This window comes from Sulfurimonas sp., from assembly GCF_023228785.1.
In the GTDB taxonomy this organism is placed as follows: Bacteria; Campylobacterota; Campylobacteria; order Campylobacterales; family Sulfurimonadaceae; genus Sulfurimonas.
The window spans coordinates 1-15,059 of the sequence record NZ_JALOAN010000044.1; the positions used below are offsets into that span (position 1 = coordinate 1).

Below are 15,059 nucleotides of genomic sequence, written 5' to 3' on the forward strand. Positions count from 1 at the left end.
TTAGTGCTTCAATAAAGGTCATTGCAACAAATAAGAAGAAGAAAATCTCTGCGATCTCTAGTATAAGGTGTGCAATTTCTACATCAAATGCTGAAAAATCTAAGCCATTTGCTGCATAATAACCACCGAGCAACATAAACATAAAAGTACCTGTAAATAGGGCTGGTTTAGCCTTGTTTATATGGTACTTTTCTTCTGCTGCTATAAAGTAATAGCCTACTATAAAAATCGCTAGCAATAACCAACCAAATGGCTCAACGGCTAAGTCGATTGCTTGAACGCTTTCTTCTACTCTAGTCATTCTTTCTCCTGTAAAATTGTGTGTACACCAATAGAATTTTCTCTAGCTAGGCTTGAGAGAACTATCTCTTTTGCTGTAAGTAAACGAAACTTCAAAAGTTTACCAATATTTTCTTTTAAAAGAGCATTAATTCTATCTAATGCCTCATTTAAACCTCTTTTTGTTCTCACTATAGAGACATTTTGCCACATTATTTGGCGAAGTTCATTCTTCTTTTCTTTGTCCTCTTTGAGACTCATAATTTCATCGCTTACCTTAAACTCTATCATCTCTTTTGGTTTTGTGTTAGAGAGTATATCATCTACAGCCTCTTTTGCAAAAACAAGACCTTCTAAAAGAGAGTTTGATGCGAGTCTATTTGCCCCATGAACTCGAACAGAAGCTACTTCGCCAATAGCGTAGAGTCCATCTATCTTTGGTACTTTGGCCTTTAAATCAGTTTTTATACCACCGATGGCATAGTGAAATGCTGGTGAAATTGGAACTCTTTGATATGGTACCTTGAAGCCTATATCTCTTAGGTTTTTATAGATATTTGGAAATCTTTTTATAAAATACTCAAAGTCAAAATTTTCAAGGTTTAAATATGTTTTAAGTCCTGTTTTTTTAGTGTAGTCGTAGATGGATTTGCTCACGATGTCTCTTGAAGCTAACTCGCCTCTCTCATCATAATCAAAAAGAAATCTTTTACCATTTTCATCTTCTATGGTAGCACCTTCACCTCTTAGAGCTTCTGTTAGGAGAAGTTTTTGAGCATTTTCGCTTTTTACAAAAACAGTAGGATGAAACTGCATCATCTCCATGTGCTCAAGTTCGATACCTTTCATCAAACAAAGACCTTGCATATCTGCGCTGATGCACGGTGCGTTTGTGTGATACTCAAAGAGAGAGCCAACTCCACCACTAGCTATGATGATATCTTTTGCATAGATATTTGTGCTTTGTCTATTGTCAAGAACAGTTACTCCATAGCAGACATCATCTTTAATGAGTAGATCTACAACTCTAGCATCACTAAGCATTGAGTGTTGGTTGTTCTTTAGTAAAAAGTAGTGAACATACCTACCTGTAGCATCTCCACCTGCATGGATGATTCTGCTTGTTGAGTGCGCTGCTTCTTTTGTATAGAGTAAGTTACCATCTTTATCGCAGTCAAATATAAATCCGCGGGCTATAAGATCATCTATCACACCTCTAGAGTTGTTGCTTAAAATCTTTACAGCATCTTCATCGCAAAGTCCAGCTCCAGCATCAAGCGTATCTTTTATATGAAGTGGAATATCATCTGCATCTTTTGCTAAGGCAATTCCACCTTGTGCATAAAAGCTATTGCACTTGAATGTCTCTCTTTTGTTTATGATGAGAACTTTTTTCTCTTTTGGAAGTAGTGAAGCAGCGTAAAGTCCAGCTACTCCAGCTCCTATAATTATAACATCGTACTGCATCATTTGCTTGGCTCTTTTATGATAAACTCAACATTTTCATCACCTTGTGGCGCATCTTCAAGGTAATAGGGAGCTTTTTTATATCCACATCCATTTAGACTTAATGTAAAGCTTGATATAATTAAAATATAAAGAATAGTTTTTAGGTTTTTTTTCAATAATTTTCCTTAATTTTTGGCTAAAAAATCTTGAAACTAAACAAGAACTTGATAATAATATAGTAAATATTAAAAGAGCTTTAACTTGTGGGTATGCTAAATAATCTACTAAGATAACTGTAACGGATATAAAAGAAAATGACACTACAAGAGACGATAAAACAACTCCCTGATTCTGCTGGGATCTATGAGTATTTTGATAAAGATGGAAATCTTTTATATGTAGGAAAAGCAAAGAGCCTGCAAAAGAGGGTAAAGAGCTACTTTAGTTTTACTCCAAGCTTAAAGCCAAACTCTAAACTCTCCCTGAGAATCACTAGGATGATAGAGCAAACTGAGTCAATGAACTACATCTTAGTAAACTCAGAACATGATGCGCTTATACTTGAAAACTCACTTATAAAACAACTAAATCCTAAATACAATATCTTACTTCGTGATGATAAAACATATCCATATATTTACATAGACACTTCAGAGAAATACCCAAGATTTGAGATTACAAGAAAAGTTATAAAAGATAGAGATATTGTCTATTTTGGCCCATTTTCAGTGGGTGCTAGAGATATTTTAAACTCCATATATGAGATCTGTAAACTTGTTCAAAAAAAAGGCTCACTAAAGTCTAAAAAGCTCTGCCTTTATCATCAGATAGATAAGTGTTTAGGTCCATGTGAACTTGATATTCCCATTGCTCTTTACAAAAAAGAGGTAGATCTAGCCTATGAGCTTATTAAAAATAAAAAGATTTTAGTTAAAAAACTAGAAGAGAAAATGCTTTTTTACTCTGAAAATCTTAGGTTTGAAGAGGCGTTAGAGCTTCGTGATAGGATAGAGAGAATTACAAGATCTGAGATTAAAAGTGAGATAGACTTTGCTACAAATGAAGATTATGACATTTTTGTTATCTCCAATTCAGAGTCTAGAGCTGTTGTGCTTAGACTCTTTATGAGAGATGGAAAAATTATCTCATCTTCACATGATTATATAGCACTAAATGAGGGTTTTGATGAAGATGAACTCTATCAAAGAGCGCTTATAAACTTCTACAAAGATGAGAAACCACCTATTGTTGCACCTATTTTAGTCGCATCAGAGTTTGATGGATTAGATCTTATGGAGGAGTATTTAAGTAATCTGTTTGAAAAAAAAGCATCTATAAAACAACCAAAACAAGGTAAAAGAAAACAGCTTATAGATCTAGCTATTTTAAACGCCAATGAGCTTCTTAAAAAAGATAAAAACTCTAATGATAAAAAAGTGCTCTACGATCTAAAAGAGTTGTGTGGCTTAGATAGAGTTCCAAATAGAGTAGAGGTTTTTGACAACTCTCATATGTCAGGAGTCGCTACGGTTGGAGCTATGATAGTTTATGAAGATGGAAAATTTGATAAAAAAAGTTATAGAACATATCATCTTGAGGCAAAAGATGAATATGCTCAAATGCGAGAGACTTTAACAAGAAGAGTAGATAGTTTTTCTAAGAATTCCCCTCCAGATCTATGGATCATTGATGGAGGATCTACTCTTTTAAAACTAGCCTTAGAGATAGTTGAGAGTTCAGGAGTTTTTATAGACGCTATTGCCATCTCTAAAGAAAAAATCGATGCAAAATCTCATAGAGCTAAGGGTAAGGCTGATGATATTATCCATACAAGAGATGAGGTTTTTAAACTTAAAAATTCAGACAAAAGACTTCAATGGGTACAAAATTTGAGAGATGAAGCACACAGATCTGCTATAAATTTTCATAAAAAAACAAAGCTAAAACTCGATAAAGAGAGTAAACTTTTAAATCTAAAAGGAATATCACAAGCAAAAGTTGTAAAACTTTTAAGCCATTTCGGCACATTTGAGGCTTTAAAGCTTACAACTCTCGATGAAATAGCATCAGTTTTAAACGAAAAAGATGCAAAAATAATTAAAACTATTTACTTCTAAGTGTAGTTTTTTGTCTATTATGATATATTTATGTCCATAATATTTCTAAGCAGAAGGTTAAGTTGATGAATAACGTAGCTCCAGTTGATGAAGAGTACACTCCTGATGGAAGTGTGATGATAAGTGAAATGAACTTAGAAGGTACTATTACTTTTGCAAACAGGAAGTTTTGTGAGGTATCTGCTTATGAGCTTAATGAGCTTGTTGGACAAAATCACTCTATAACTAGACATCCTGATATGCCAAAGACTGTATTTACAAAGATGTGGCAAACCTTAGAAGATTCTCAATCTTGGAATGGAGTATTAAAAAGTATTCGAAAAGATGGACATTATTATTGGAGCGAAACTGAAATCATACCAATATATGATGAGAATGATGCAATAACAGGCTATATGAGTGCTAGAAGAGTTGCTTCGAGAAAAAATATTCAAGAAGCAGAAGAACTTTATGAAAAAATGCTTAAAAGTTAAGGGATACGAATGCTAATATATAATCATCAAAAAGAGTTTATAGGGATCGATGAATCCAACCTCAAAACTTTAGGCTTTTCTACTCTATCGCAACTTATAAGTGAAGCAGATGACTTCGCAGATTTGTTTGTAAAAACGCCTGGATATATTCATAATTTTAAACATGTACACTGGATAGATTTTGTTATTTGTGCAGAATCAAATCAAGAATCAAGAGTCATCATCAATGTAAAGGGAAAAAGTTTTAGATGTAACTTAGACATTAAAGGAATTTACTTAAAAGAAGACCCAAATAATATGGGCTATTCAGTAAAACTTGTCAATCTTAGAGTTTTAAATCAAGCAGAACAAGAGATGGCACAAAAAGAGATAGAACAAAAGCCAGCTACTAAGCTAAATACTCCATTAGATATTATTGAAGATGATTATGAAGAAACTGCAAATAAAAACGAAAATCTAGAGATAAAATATGATGTAGATGATACTATCTCTATAGATGATTTTGACGCATTCGAAGATCCAATAAAAGATATTTATGAAGACGAGCCTTTAGAGGTACAACAGGAAAACAAAGAAGTTCCAAAAGAGATAAAAAAAGAATCTTTAATCTCCCTCTATGGGAAAGATTTAGAAGTTGGAAGTGACTATATTTATAATCCTAAACTAGCTAGTGATGAACTTGGACTTCCAATAGAACTCATAGAAGAGTTTGTTCAAGACTTTATAGCTCAAGCAAATGACTTCAAAACAGATCTATACAATTCACTAAGTGATCAAAATATAGATAATGTAAAAATACTATCTCATAAGTTAAAAGGCGTAGCTGCAAATCTTCGTATTGAAGATGCTTTTGAAGTTTTAACTACGATAAACAGTTCTGAAGATCTTTTAGAGATCGAACAGAGTTTAAATATGTTCTATAAGATAGTAGATACACTTGCTAAGAAAAAAGATACTAAAGAGCAGATCTCAACACAAGAGGACTCACAAAGTGTAGCTGATGAAGATAACGAAGATGATATGTTTTTGAGTTTTAAAGATGAAGATGAGGTCAAAGATTCAGATATTCCTGATACGATAGAGATGCCTGAGTTAGCAGATGATGACTTTATAAATCTTGAACTAGATGAAGATATTTTTGAGCCAGAAGAAAAAATAGAGATAGAAGAGATAGAAGAGTTTGAAGAAACTCCAGAAATTAAAGAAGAAATAGAGACTCAAAAAGATATACAAATTTATTACGATAGAGCTAAGGCTGCTAGTGAAATAGGTATTGACGCCCAAAATTTTAATGAGTTACTTGTTGATTTTACAGATGAAGCAAAAGCTTATATCTCAGCGATACGAGCAGCTATAATAAATAGTGATTTTGGAGCATCTAAAAGTAGTTGCATTAAACTAAAAAGAATGTGTGAGACTATGAGAATAGATAGCTTTGATGAAGAGTTAAATTTAATCATGAACACAGAAGATAAAGATGTAATACAACAGGCTATATCCACTATTGATACAAAACTAGATCTTATTTCAAGTACGGAGGCTTAAATGCAGTTGGGTTTAAAAAACAGACTTAAGTTAATCAGCTTATTCCCTATAATTATTCTTTTTTTACTGACAAGTTACTATCTATATAGCTCATATAAAGAATATAGTAGTGCAAAAATGCTTCATGAAAAAATTATTGAAAATAGATACTTAAATGAGGTAATTGGTAATGTAGCAAGAGAGAGAGGTATGACAGCGATGTACCTTGGAAATTCATCAGAAAATATCTTACTCTCTTTAAAAGAGCAGAGAAAGATAGTAGATGAAAAGTTCAGTGAGTATATGTACCAAACTCAAAAAAAGATACATGAACACTCGCAAGGAGAAGATAATTGTCTTGCTTGTCAGAGTGCTAAGTCTATAGAAGGAATTATAGAGCAGATTCAAACAGCAAGAGACCTTGTAGATAGAAATAAAGTAACATTTGTTGATGTTTTTACTAATATTTATGGAGAGGTTCAAAAAGTACTTATTGCTGAACTAAAACAGATCACAGAGTATCAAATAGATAAAGATATAAATGAGCTTTATTCAGTATATATGTCCATGGTAAACGCCAAAGAACATAGTGGAATAGAGAGAGGGTATATGTCATATATCATTTCTCGTTCCGAAAAACTTCAAGAGAGAGATCTAAATCTATGGTTATCCATCATTGGTAAAGCTGACTCTGTAGCTTATAAATCACTTCATGACGCAAAACTTTTAGATAAGATGAGTTTGATTTTTGAAAATGAGGATGCGATAGAGTTATTCGAAGATATAAATGCAGAAAGAACAGCCATAATATCTGAGAGTCAACAAGGAAACTATGATATCAGCTCAGGTATTTGGTTTACAATGCACTCTGAAAAAATCAACTTAATTACAAGTGCAGAAGAGTTACTCTTAACTCAGATGATAAATAGAGCTCTAAGCGTTCAAGAAGCATCTCTACAACTTCTTGTTATTGCTCTAACAATATGGCTCATTACACTAATCTTAGCAACACTTGGTTATTTTCTATCAAATGAGATTACTAGAAATATTAAAAACCTAGAAGAGATACTAAAGAGAGTTGCAGATGACACAAGCCAAAGTGATACTCAAGAAATTAATCTACAAACAACAGATGGTACAGCTCAAGCATACGATCTACTTGAGAAGATAATTGAGCAAACAAAAAGAGATAAAGAAGTCGCTCAAGAGGCAAGTGAAGCTAAGTCTATGTTCTTGGCAAATATGTCACATGAGATTCGTACTCCTTTAAATGGGATAGTCGGGTTTACTGAACTTTTAAAAGATACAGGATTAGAAGAAGAGCAGAGTGAGTTTGTAGAGATCATAGAAAAATCATCTGAAAATCTTCTACAAATCATTAACAATATCTTAGATCTATCAAAAATTGAAAGTAATAAACTTGAAATTGAAGATATTTCCTTTGATCCTATTGTTGAGTTTGAGAGTGCGGTCGAAGTTTATGGTGTTCGTGCAAGTGAAAAACATATAGATCTGGGTTGTTTTATAGATCCAGCTCTAGAACAACCTTTAAATGGTGATCCTACTAAACTAAAAGAAGTTATCATAAACCTTCTCTCAAATGCGATTAAGTTCACTAGTAGTGGAGGTTTTATAAATGTTAACATTAGAAAACAAGAGAGTGAAACAGAAGGTGTAACAAGAGTTAAGTTCGAAGTTCAAGATAATGGGATAGGCGTATCTAGTGAGCAAAAATCAAGAATTTTTGAAGCTTTTTCACAAGCAGATACTTCGATAACTCGTAAATATGGTGGAACAGGACTAGGTCTTACAATTTCTAGTAGATTTATTGAGCTTATGGGTGGTCATCTTGATATTAGAAGTGAAGTTGGAGCAGGGACAACTTTCTTCTTTACTATTGATTTTGAAGAAGCAGAGCCATTAGAGGTCAGCCTAAAGGGCAAATTTTCAAATATTAATGTACTTTTACTAAAAGATACTCACAAAACAAAAACTCAAGAGAAGTATCTCAAAGAGTATTTTGATTTTTATGGTGTTACTTATGCAAATTTTACAGATTTTGATGAGCTAAACGCTCTTAATAAATCTTCTGATTATGATTTGATTTTTGTTGATTATGCTTATACTCAAGATGAAGATCTATCTTATTATGCCGGACTTCCTCAAGCCCTTGTACTTTTAACAAAATCGTACTACATGAAGAAGATAGACTCTTTACATATAGATATATTTAAATCTATTTATGAGCCTTTAAATATCTCTAAAGTAAAAAATATACTAGAGAACTACTCCAATAAGAACTTTAGTGCGAGTAAAATTAACAAGGAAAAAATCAAGCACTTAGATCTAGATACTACAAGGTTTAAAGCAAAAGCTTTAGTAGCAGAAGATAATATCATCAACCAAAAACTTATCAAAAGAACTCTTGAAGATCTAGGACTAAGTGTAAGCTTAGCAAGTAATGGTCTTGAAGCTTTTGCTAAAAGAAAAGATGGAGATTTTGATATTATTTTTATGGATATACAGATGCCAATCTTAGATGGTGTAGAGGCTACGGCTGAGATACTAAACTATGAAGAGGATTTTTCTAAACCGCATGTCCCAATCTTAGCACTAACTGCAAATGCTCTAAAGGGAGACAGAGAGAGATTTTTAAAAGCTGGACTTGATGAATATACAACTAAACCTCTAGTTCGAGCAGAAATTGTAAATCTTTTAACTCAATTTTTAGCAGATAAAATAGTAAGCATAAATGAAGATAGCGAACAAGATGTCATAGAAGAGTATAAAGAACCAACCCAAGATACAAACACTTTAGAAAATGTTGAAGATAGTGAAAAACTTGCCATTGAAGAGGAAGTTAAAACACAATATAAGGCTGATATTTTACTAGCTAAAAAAAGTTCTTTTGAGTTAAAACTATATGCTCGACTTTTAGACTCATTAGGCTATACACATGAGAGTGTAAACTCTTATAGTAAGCTTGAAGAGTTAGCAGATGCAAACAGCTACAGAGTGATACTTTTTGATAAGGAATTGGATGATTTAAACCTTGAAAAACTCTCTATAAACACAAAGGCACAAGACGCTACAACATACTTAGTTCTTATTGGAGATCCATCACAAAAAGATGAATCAGATGACAACATTTATGTTGATGAATTAATAAAAAATGCAGTAAACAAAGATCTATTACGATTAGTTTTAGAAAAATTTATTTAAGGGAATAATAAATGCCAAAACAAGATCTAGTAGTATTGATAGTAGATGACGATATGATAAATCTAAAACTTCTCAAATCAATGCTAACAAAAAGTGGAAATGTAAAAGAGGTTGTTGAGGCTAGAAATGGTGCTGAGGCAATAGATACTTTAAAATCAAGGGATGATATAGATTTAATACTCTTAGATATTATAATGCCAGTTATGGGTGGTATAGAGATGCTAAAGGTTGTTCGAGCTGATGATAATCTTCTTCAACTACCAATTGTTGTTTTAACAACTGATGAGACGAAAAAAAGTGAAGCACTAGAGTGTGGAGCAAATGACTTTTTGATGAAGCCTATTAGAAATAGCGACCTAATCAAAAAAATATCAGCTGTTTTGATATGATGTAATAAAGAAGAGTCTTTTTAAGACTCTTTAATTAAAATCTCTTTTAAAACCTCTTCGATCCTGCTAACACCGACAATTTCTAAAGAGTCTCTCACTTCTTGCGGAATATCTTCTAGATCACGCTCATAGTTTTTAGTTGGGATCAAAACTTTACTAATAGCCGCTTTATGCGCAGCAATTAGTTTTTCTTTTAGTCCACCTATTGGAAGAACATCTCCACTTAGTGAAACTTCTCCTGTCATCGCTATCTCTGAACGAGCTTTTTGATCACTTAAAATTGAAGCTATAGCACTAACTAAAGCTATACCAGCACTAGGTCCATCTTTTGGTGTTGCTCCATCTGGCACGTGGATATGCAAGTCATATCTTTTATAGATCTCGCTTGCATCCACCTCAGTTTTATCTTCTTTTTCTTTAGATGTAAGAGGGATTTTATCAAGATCAATCTTTAGTTTTTTATCATCTATAAGGGTTTTTACCACGCTCATAGCAATTCTAGCACTCTCTTTCATAACTTCGCCTAAGCTTCCAGTTAACTGTAAGTTGCCTTTACCTTTTATCTTGATGCTCTCTATCTTTAATATATCTCCACCAACGGATGTCCATGCAAGTCCATTTACAACGCCAACTACAGGAATTTTTGTAGTTTTTTCAATCTCAAAAACACTTTTATCAAAAAATTCTTTTATATTCTTCAGAGTTACAGAGACTTTGTCAATATTAGAGTCTTGCAGCATATTAAGAGCTACTTTTCTTGAGATATCAGCTAAACGACGGCGAAGATTTCTTACTCCTGCTTCTCTAGTGTAGCTATGGATTATCTCTTTTAGAGCTGGTTTAGAGATATTTACTTCGCTCTTTTTAAGTCCATGTTTTTTAAGTTCTTGAGGAATGAGGTATCTCGTTGCAATCTCAAGTTTCTCTTGAGGAGTGTATGAGCTTATGTTTATAAACTCCATTCTATCTCTTAGTGGTGCTGGGATTCGTCCAACATCGTTTGCAGTGGCTATAAAAATAACCTTGCTTAGATCTATATCAAAGTTTAGGTAGTAATCTCTAAACTCTTTGTTTTGTTCTGGATCTAAAATCTCTAGAAGTGCAGCAGTAGGGTCTCCTCTTTGAGATCTTGAGACTTTGTCTATTTCATCTAAGACTACAACAGGATTCATCTTTTTTGCGTCTATAAGCCCTTGAGTTATACGCCCTGGCATCGCTCCTACATATGTTCTTCTATGACCTCTTAACTCATTTACATCTTCAAGCCCACCTAGTGCAATTCTTACAAGAGGACGCTTAAGAGCTACGGCAATTGAGTTTGCTAAAGATGTCTTACCAACACCTGGAGGTCCAGAAAAACAAAGAATAGCACCAGCACTATCACTAGAAGATCCTCTTAATTCCAAAAGTTCTTTTACGGCAAAGTACTCAACAATTCTCTTTTTTGGTTTTTCTAAGGAGAAGTGATCTTTGTCTAGTTGATCTTGCACATCTTTTATCTTAAGAGCTTTTTTTGCAAACTCTCCAAAAGGAATATCAAGAGTCCAGTCAAGATATGTCTGAGTCATAGAAGCATCAGATGAGTCTGGATGCATTCTTGAAAATCTATCTATCTGTTTAGAGACTTCTTTATAGGAATCTTCACTCATCTTACTTTTTTTATCTTCAAGTTTTTTGCGGTACTCTTCTATCTCTTCATCTCTGGCAGTATCGGTTCCTAACTCTTTTTGAATCTGCTTTAGTTGTTCTTTTAAAAAGTACTCTTTGTTGACTTTTTCTATATGAGTGTGAACCTTGCTTCTTATCTCTTTTTGGAGCTTGTTTGCCTCTATCTCTTCTATAAGATAGTCTATAAGAAGTAAAAACCTCTTCTCTGTATCTATCTCAACAAAGAGCGTATATGCTTGTTCTTTTTTTAGTTTGACTGTGCTACAGATGAGATCTATAATCCTGTTGTGGTCGTGATTTTCTTCTATGGTTCTAAGTAAGTCTGGTGGAAAATAATTACTTACACTTGCAAGTGTTCTTACTTTTTCTCGTACAATTTCTAGTATGGCATCTATCTTTAGTGATGTTATGTTTGTAGCTTCTAACACATCTACATTTGCTACAAGCGGTGTTGATTGAACTTCATAAAGCATCTGCGCTCTAGCTAAACCTTGAAATAAAACCTTTACTCTGCCATCAGGAAGAGCTACTTTTCTCATAATAGAACCAACAACTCCAGCACTATAGAGTGAGTCATAATCTCTTTTGCCTTCTTGAGTTGGTTTTGTAGGGCATACTATAACTAAAGAGCTATCTTCCATTGCAAGAGTTGCTGCATTTATATTGCTCTCATCGCTTAAAAAAAGTGGCGATATCATAAAGGGATATAAAAAAAGTTCGTCTTCTGCTATAACAGGTATATTTGCTGGAAATTCTCCATAATTGCTTAATTTCATATTTGTTTCCTATATCTTTATTAAAGTTTTAATATTTTTTCTCTTAATGAATCAAACTCATCTTTGCTTATGATGCCTTTGTCTTTTAAATCTTGTGCTTTTTGAAGTTCATCTTTTTGAAATTGACTTAAACTTTTTTCTTTTACTTGCTCTTTAAATGTTTCTTGTTTTATTGGCTCTTTGATGGCTTGTGGCATATCATCAACTACAGAGTTTCTTGATACTACGCTCTTTGTATGAGGAACCATAAAACCATACCAACTCTCTGTTCCGTCACCTTCAAACCATGCTCGATACCACGGAGTGTTTGCTCTATCAATCTCATCCCAGTTCATCCATGGTTGTGGTTTTATATTTCTGTAGTACTCAGCGCCCTTGGGTTTATCAAGTCTTTCATATAGATCTGCAATGGTTTCATTTAGAGCAGCTTCTGCCATTAAAAGACGAGTTTGCATGGTGTTTACAAGACCAAAATACATAGAATTTGGATAGTTAACTTTAAACTCTTTTGCTTCTTCAATTGCTTCTTCAATAAGAGCTTGATCTCTTCTTGGATTTGGAAGAGCTAGGTATTTGGCTTTTATCTTTAAAAATTCTGCATCCTCTTTTTCATTTATAGTTGCATATCTTTTTATATATTCGTTTAAAAAATGTTCACTTAGTAGATACTCTTCATAGTGCATATGAGCTATGGCTAAAATCATGGTAGCTTCAGGAAGAAGGGGCGAGCCGATGTGTTCACCTTGAAGTGAACTATAGTAGTTGTCAGCCCTCTCTAGATCTCCTTGGGAGATGTATTTTACAATTTTGCCATACCAATATATAGCAGGTTTGTTGTACTCTTCTATCTCTTTAGAACAGCCGCTTAGAAAAAATATAGAGGCAAATGCCATAAAGAGAAAAGTATGTTTTAGTTTCATCAAATAATATCCTGTAAATAAATAAGTGATATTCTATCTAAAAGATATATAACACAGGTTAAATCTTTCTTATTAAGCATGGCACATTTTATGCTTAAAGTGATATAATGACATACAATTTTACAGAGGGTTTTTTATGAAATTTAATATATGTGTGCCTTTTTTGGGTTTTGAAAATGTAAAAGAGGTTGAGTTAAAGAAGATTGATGATGTTTTTATGAAAATGACTTCATGCGAAGATGAGAGAATCGCTTTTACTCTTATAGATCCTTTTGTGCTTAGAGAATACGACTTTGAAGTACCACGTGGCGTTAAAGAAAAGCTAGAAATTGACGAAAACTCAAATCTTTTAATCTTAAATATAGTCCTTATTCAAACTCCAATAGAGAGTTCAGTAGTAAACTTCATAGGACCTCTAATCTTTAACACAGACAACAACAAAGCAGCACAAATCATCCTAAGTGACTCGACTATGTATGGTGTAGCTGAAAAAATATCTTCATTTTTAAACAAATAAATCTACTTTAACTAAGTACAAGATTCTAAGCCAAGGCTTAGAATCCACAAGTTGTTAATCTTCATTTTTTAAAAATTACAGTATAATAAATCCTAACAAATTTAAATTATATATAAAGTAACACTATTTGTATAGAGATTTATATTATCTAGGAGTTTGCTATGAGAGTTTTTATTATTATTTTTACACTATTGTTTACAACACATATAGCTTTTGGAGCTTGTGGTGGTACTAATAAAGGGGCTTGGAATAATGGAACAACTTATTCAAGTTCTAGTTTTACTAATGATTACTATAGATTGAATATAACTGAAACAGGAACTCTTCTTTTTAATCTTGAAAATACAAGTAGTGGTTGGAGCAATAGAGATATTACATTTAAGTTATATGCTAACACTACTTGTAATGGCTCAGCTAAATTTACTAAAATACTAAGTAAAAATTCAAGTACTATGGAAAATGTTGAAATTACCACTACTGGATTCTATACACTACAAATTACAAGAAATAATAGTGGAACATCTAAGTACAGTTGGTCAGCCAGTGCACAAAGTTATTCCCTTACAACTTCATTGCGTGACTTTACAATACGAAATCCTATAGAAACACGAAATATAAAGGGAAATATAAAAGTTATTGGAAACACTGTCCTATGCTATAAAAATAACAAAGGTGTATGTGTAGATACAGATAAGGCTAACAATAAAGTCTCGCTCAGTTTTGTAGATACAGATAGTGTCAACTATACATATAACAACTCATCACAAGCTCAGATAGCTGGTATTCCTAGTACATCTAAAATTAAATGGGCGGGGTTTTATACACAAGGGTATTTAAAAACAACTCAAACTGATACTATTAATGCATTAATAAGTACGCCTACATACCTAACAACTCCTCAAGGAAAGATTATAGCATTAAAAAATGATGCTATAGATCTTAATCCTTACAATAAAAATGATTATACATATGCTACATTTACAGAAGTTACTGCTTTAAAAGGCTTGTCTGGTTCAGAGGTCAATGGATGGTATACAGGTGCAAACATTAAAGCTTTAGAGGGGGATGATTCTGGCTCTTTAGGATATTATGGTGCATGGACTCTTGTTTTAGTTTATGAAGATGAGAGTGAAACACTTAAAAATATCTCTGTGTATGATGGATACAAGGAGATAGGAAGCTCAAATGACAGTATTAAAGTAAGTGGGTTTTTTACACCAACAAGTGGAGATGTAAAGTCAACACTATCTGTGTTTGTAGGGGAAGGAGATAAAACTATTACAGGAGATGATATAACACTTAATAATGTTTCTTTATCTCCAAGTGGAACTAAAAACGCATTTAACTCTACTGTTAATGGATTTAACACTAACCCTGATCCAGTAAACTATCAAGGTATTGACATTCATAATTATGATGTTGGAAAAGATGGAGACTCATCACATCTTCAAATTATAGGCAATGGTGCTAAAAGTGCAACAATAGGGCTTGAGACTACTGGGGATTATTATTATCCCAGTATGGTGGCATTTACTACAGAACTCTATGAACCAAGAGTTTGTTATAAGCAAGAGTTTTTTGATGTAAGTGGTAATGTAATAGAGGAGGTAGAAGTTGGTGATATTATTACGGTTGCAACTTGGATATCAAACATGAAAAAAGATTCTGCAGACACAAATCTAGAAACTGCTGATAAAGTTGAAATAACGCTTGAGTTAGATAGTG

At 33.1% G+C, this 15,059-nt stretch carries 10 protein-coding genes and 2 pseudogenes; 7 read left to right on the top strand and 5 right to left on the bottom strand.

Translation table 11 applies throughout. The features are described 5' to 3' along the window. The 3 genes and pseudogenes from M0Q24_RS09995 to M0Q24_RS10005 all read right to left on the bottom strand — a co-directional run. Positions 1-301, bottom strand: a pseudogene (locus tag M0Q24_RS09995) (sodium:proton antiporter); the annotation flags it as partial. Beyond that, positions 298-1,746, bottom strand: a complete 1,449-nt coding sequence (gene nadB / locus M0Q24_RS10000) for an L-aspartate oxidase (RefSeq protein ID WP_295050294.1) — start codon at positions 1,744-1,746, stop codon at positions 298-300. The gene nadB and the pseudogene M0Q24_RS09995, both read right to left, overlap by 4 nt. Beyond that, complete coding sequence (locus M0Q24_RS10005; RefSeq protein ID WP_295050277.1) at positions 1,746-1,904, bottom strand: hypothetical protein; 159 nt, start codon at positions 1,902-1,904, stop codon at positions 1,746-1,748. The genes nadB and M0Q24_RS10005 overlap by 1 nt, the downstream gene beginning before the upstream one ends. A 138-nt stretch (positions 1,905-2,042) precedes the next feature. Between M0Q24_RS10005 and uvrC the strand changes: the two genes are divergently transcribed. The 5 genes from uvrC (at position 2,043) to M0Q24_RS10030 (ending at position 9,453) form a co-directional block, all read left to right on the top strand. Then, entirely contained in the window at positions 2,043-3,845 is a 1,803-nt protein-coding gene (uvrC, locus tag M0Q24_RS10010; RefSeq protein ID WP_295050279.1) for an excinuclease ABC subunit UvrC, read from the top strand. A gap of 65 nt (positions 3,846-3,910) precedes the next feature. Then, on the top strand, positions 3,911-4,318 hold the full coding sequence (locus M0Q24_RS10015) for a PAS domain S-box protein (RefSeq protein ID WP_295050281.1): 408 nt from the start codon (positions 3,911-3,913) through the stop codon (positions 4,316-4,318). Positions 4,319-4,327: 9 nt separating this feature from the next. Beyond that, entirely contained in the window at positions 4,328-5,863 is a 1,536-nt protein-coding gene (locus M0Q24_RS10020; protein WP_295050283.1) for an Hpt domain-containing protein, read from the top strand. A 117-nt stretch (positions 5,864-5,980) separates the two neighbouring features. Beyond that, positions 5,981-9,064: an ATP-binding protein gene (locus tag M0Q24_RS10025; protein ID WP_295050285.1), complete on the top strand. Its 3,084-nt coding sequence runs from the start codon at positions 5,981-5,983 to the stop codon at positions 9,062-9,064. Positions 9,065-9,075: 11 nt separating this feature from the next. Then, the gene (locus M0Q24_RS10030) at positions 9,076-9,453 is read left to right on the top strand and encodes a response regulator (protein WP_295050287.1); all 378 of its coding nucleotides are present in this window, start codon (positions 9,076-9,078) and stop codon (positions 9,451-9,453) included. Between the two features lie 20 nt (positions 9,454-9,473). On the opposite strand, the gene lon is transcribed toward M0Q24_RS10030, so the two are convergent. Continuing rightward, positions 9,474-11,897, bottom strand: coding sequence for an endopeptidase La (gene lon, locus M0Q24_RS10035; protein WP_295050288.1), 2,424 nt, complete (start codon positions 11,895-11,897; stop codon positions 9,474-9,476). A 20-nt stretch (positions 11,898-11,917) separates the two neighbouring features. Next, positions 11,918-12,817: an outer membrane protein assembly factor BamD gene (gene bamD / locus M0Q24_RS10040; RefSeq protein ID WP_295050290.1), complete on the bottom strand. Its 900-nt coding sequence runs from the start codon at positions 12,815-12,817 to the stop codon at positions 11,918-11,920. A 136-nt stretch (positions 12,818-12,953) separates the two neighbouring features. Between bamD and fliW the strand changes: the two genes are divergently transcribed. Together fliW and M0Q24_RS10050 are read left to right on the top strand one after the other, a co-directional pair. Further along, positions 12,954-13,334, top strand: a complete 381-nt coding sequence (fliW, locus tag M0Q24_RS10045; RefSeq protein ID WP_295050292.1) for a flagellar assembly protein FliW — start codon at positions 12,954-12,956, stop codon at positions 13,332-13,334. Between the two features lie 161 nt (positions 13,335-13,495). Then, a pseudogene (locus tag M0Q24_RS10050) lies at positions 13,496-15,059 on the top strand (hypothetical protein); the annotation flags it as partial.

What these genes read in the sequence shown, in the direction of transcription:
- M0Q24_RS10015 (WP_295050281.1), top strand. Translation starts at nt 3,911, where the DNA reads ATGAATAACGTAGCTCCAGTTGATGAAGAGTACACTCCTGATGGAAGT.
- lon (WP_295050288.1), bottom strand. Translation starts at nt 11,897, where the DNA reads ATGAAATTAAGCAATTATGGAGAATTTCCAGCAAATATACCTGTTATA.
- uvrC (WP_295050279.1), top strand. Translation starts at nt 2,043, where the DNA reads ATGACACTACAAGAGACGATAAAACAACTCCCTGATTCTGCTGGGATC.
- M0Q24_RS10025 (WP_295050285.1), top strand. Translation starts at nt 5,981, where the DNA reads ATGCTTCATGAAAAAATTATTGAAAATAGATACTTAAATGAGGTAATT.
- nadB (WP_295050294.1), bottom strand. Translation starts at nt 1,746, where the DNA reads ATGCAGTACGATGTTATAATTATAGGAGCTGGAGTAGCTGGACTTTAC.
- bamD (WP_295050290.1), bottom strand. Translation starts at nt 12,817, where the DNA reads ATGAAACTAAAACATACTTTTCTCTTTATGGCATTTGCCTCTATATTT.
- M0Q24_RS10020 (WP_295050283.1), top strand. Translation starts at nt 4,328, where the DNA reads ATGCTAATATATAATCATCAAAAAGAGTTTATAGGGATCGATGAATCC.
- fliW (WP_295050292.1), top strand. Translation starts at nt 12,954, where the DNA reads ATGAAATTTAATATATGTGTGCCTTTTTTGGGTTTTGAAAATGTAAAA.
- M0Q24_RS10030 (WP_295050287.1), top strand. Translation starts at nt 9,076, where the DNA reads ATGCCAAAACAAGATCTAGTAGTATTGATAGTAGATGACGATATGATA.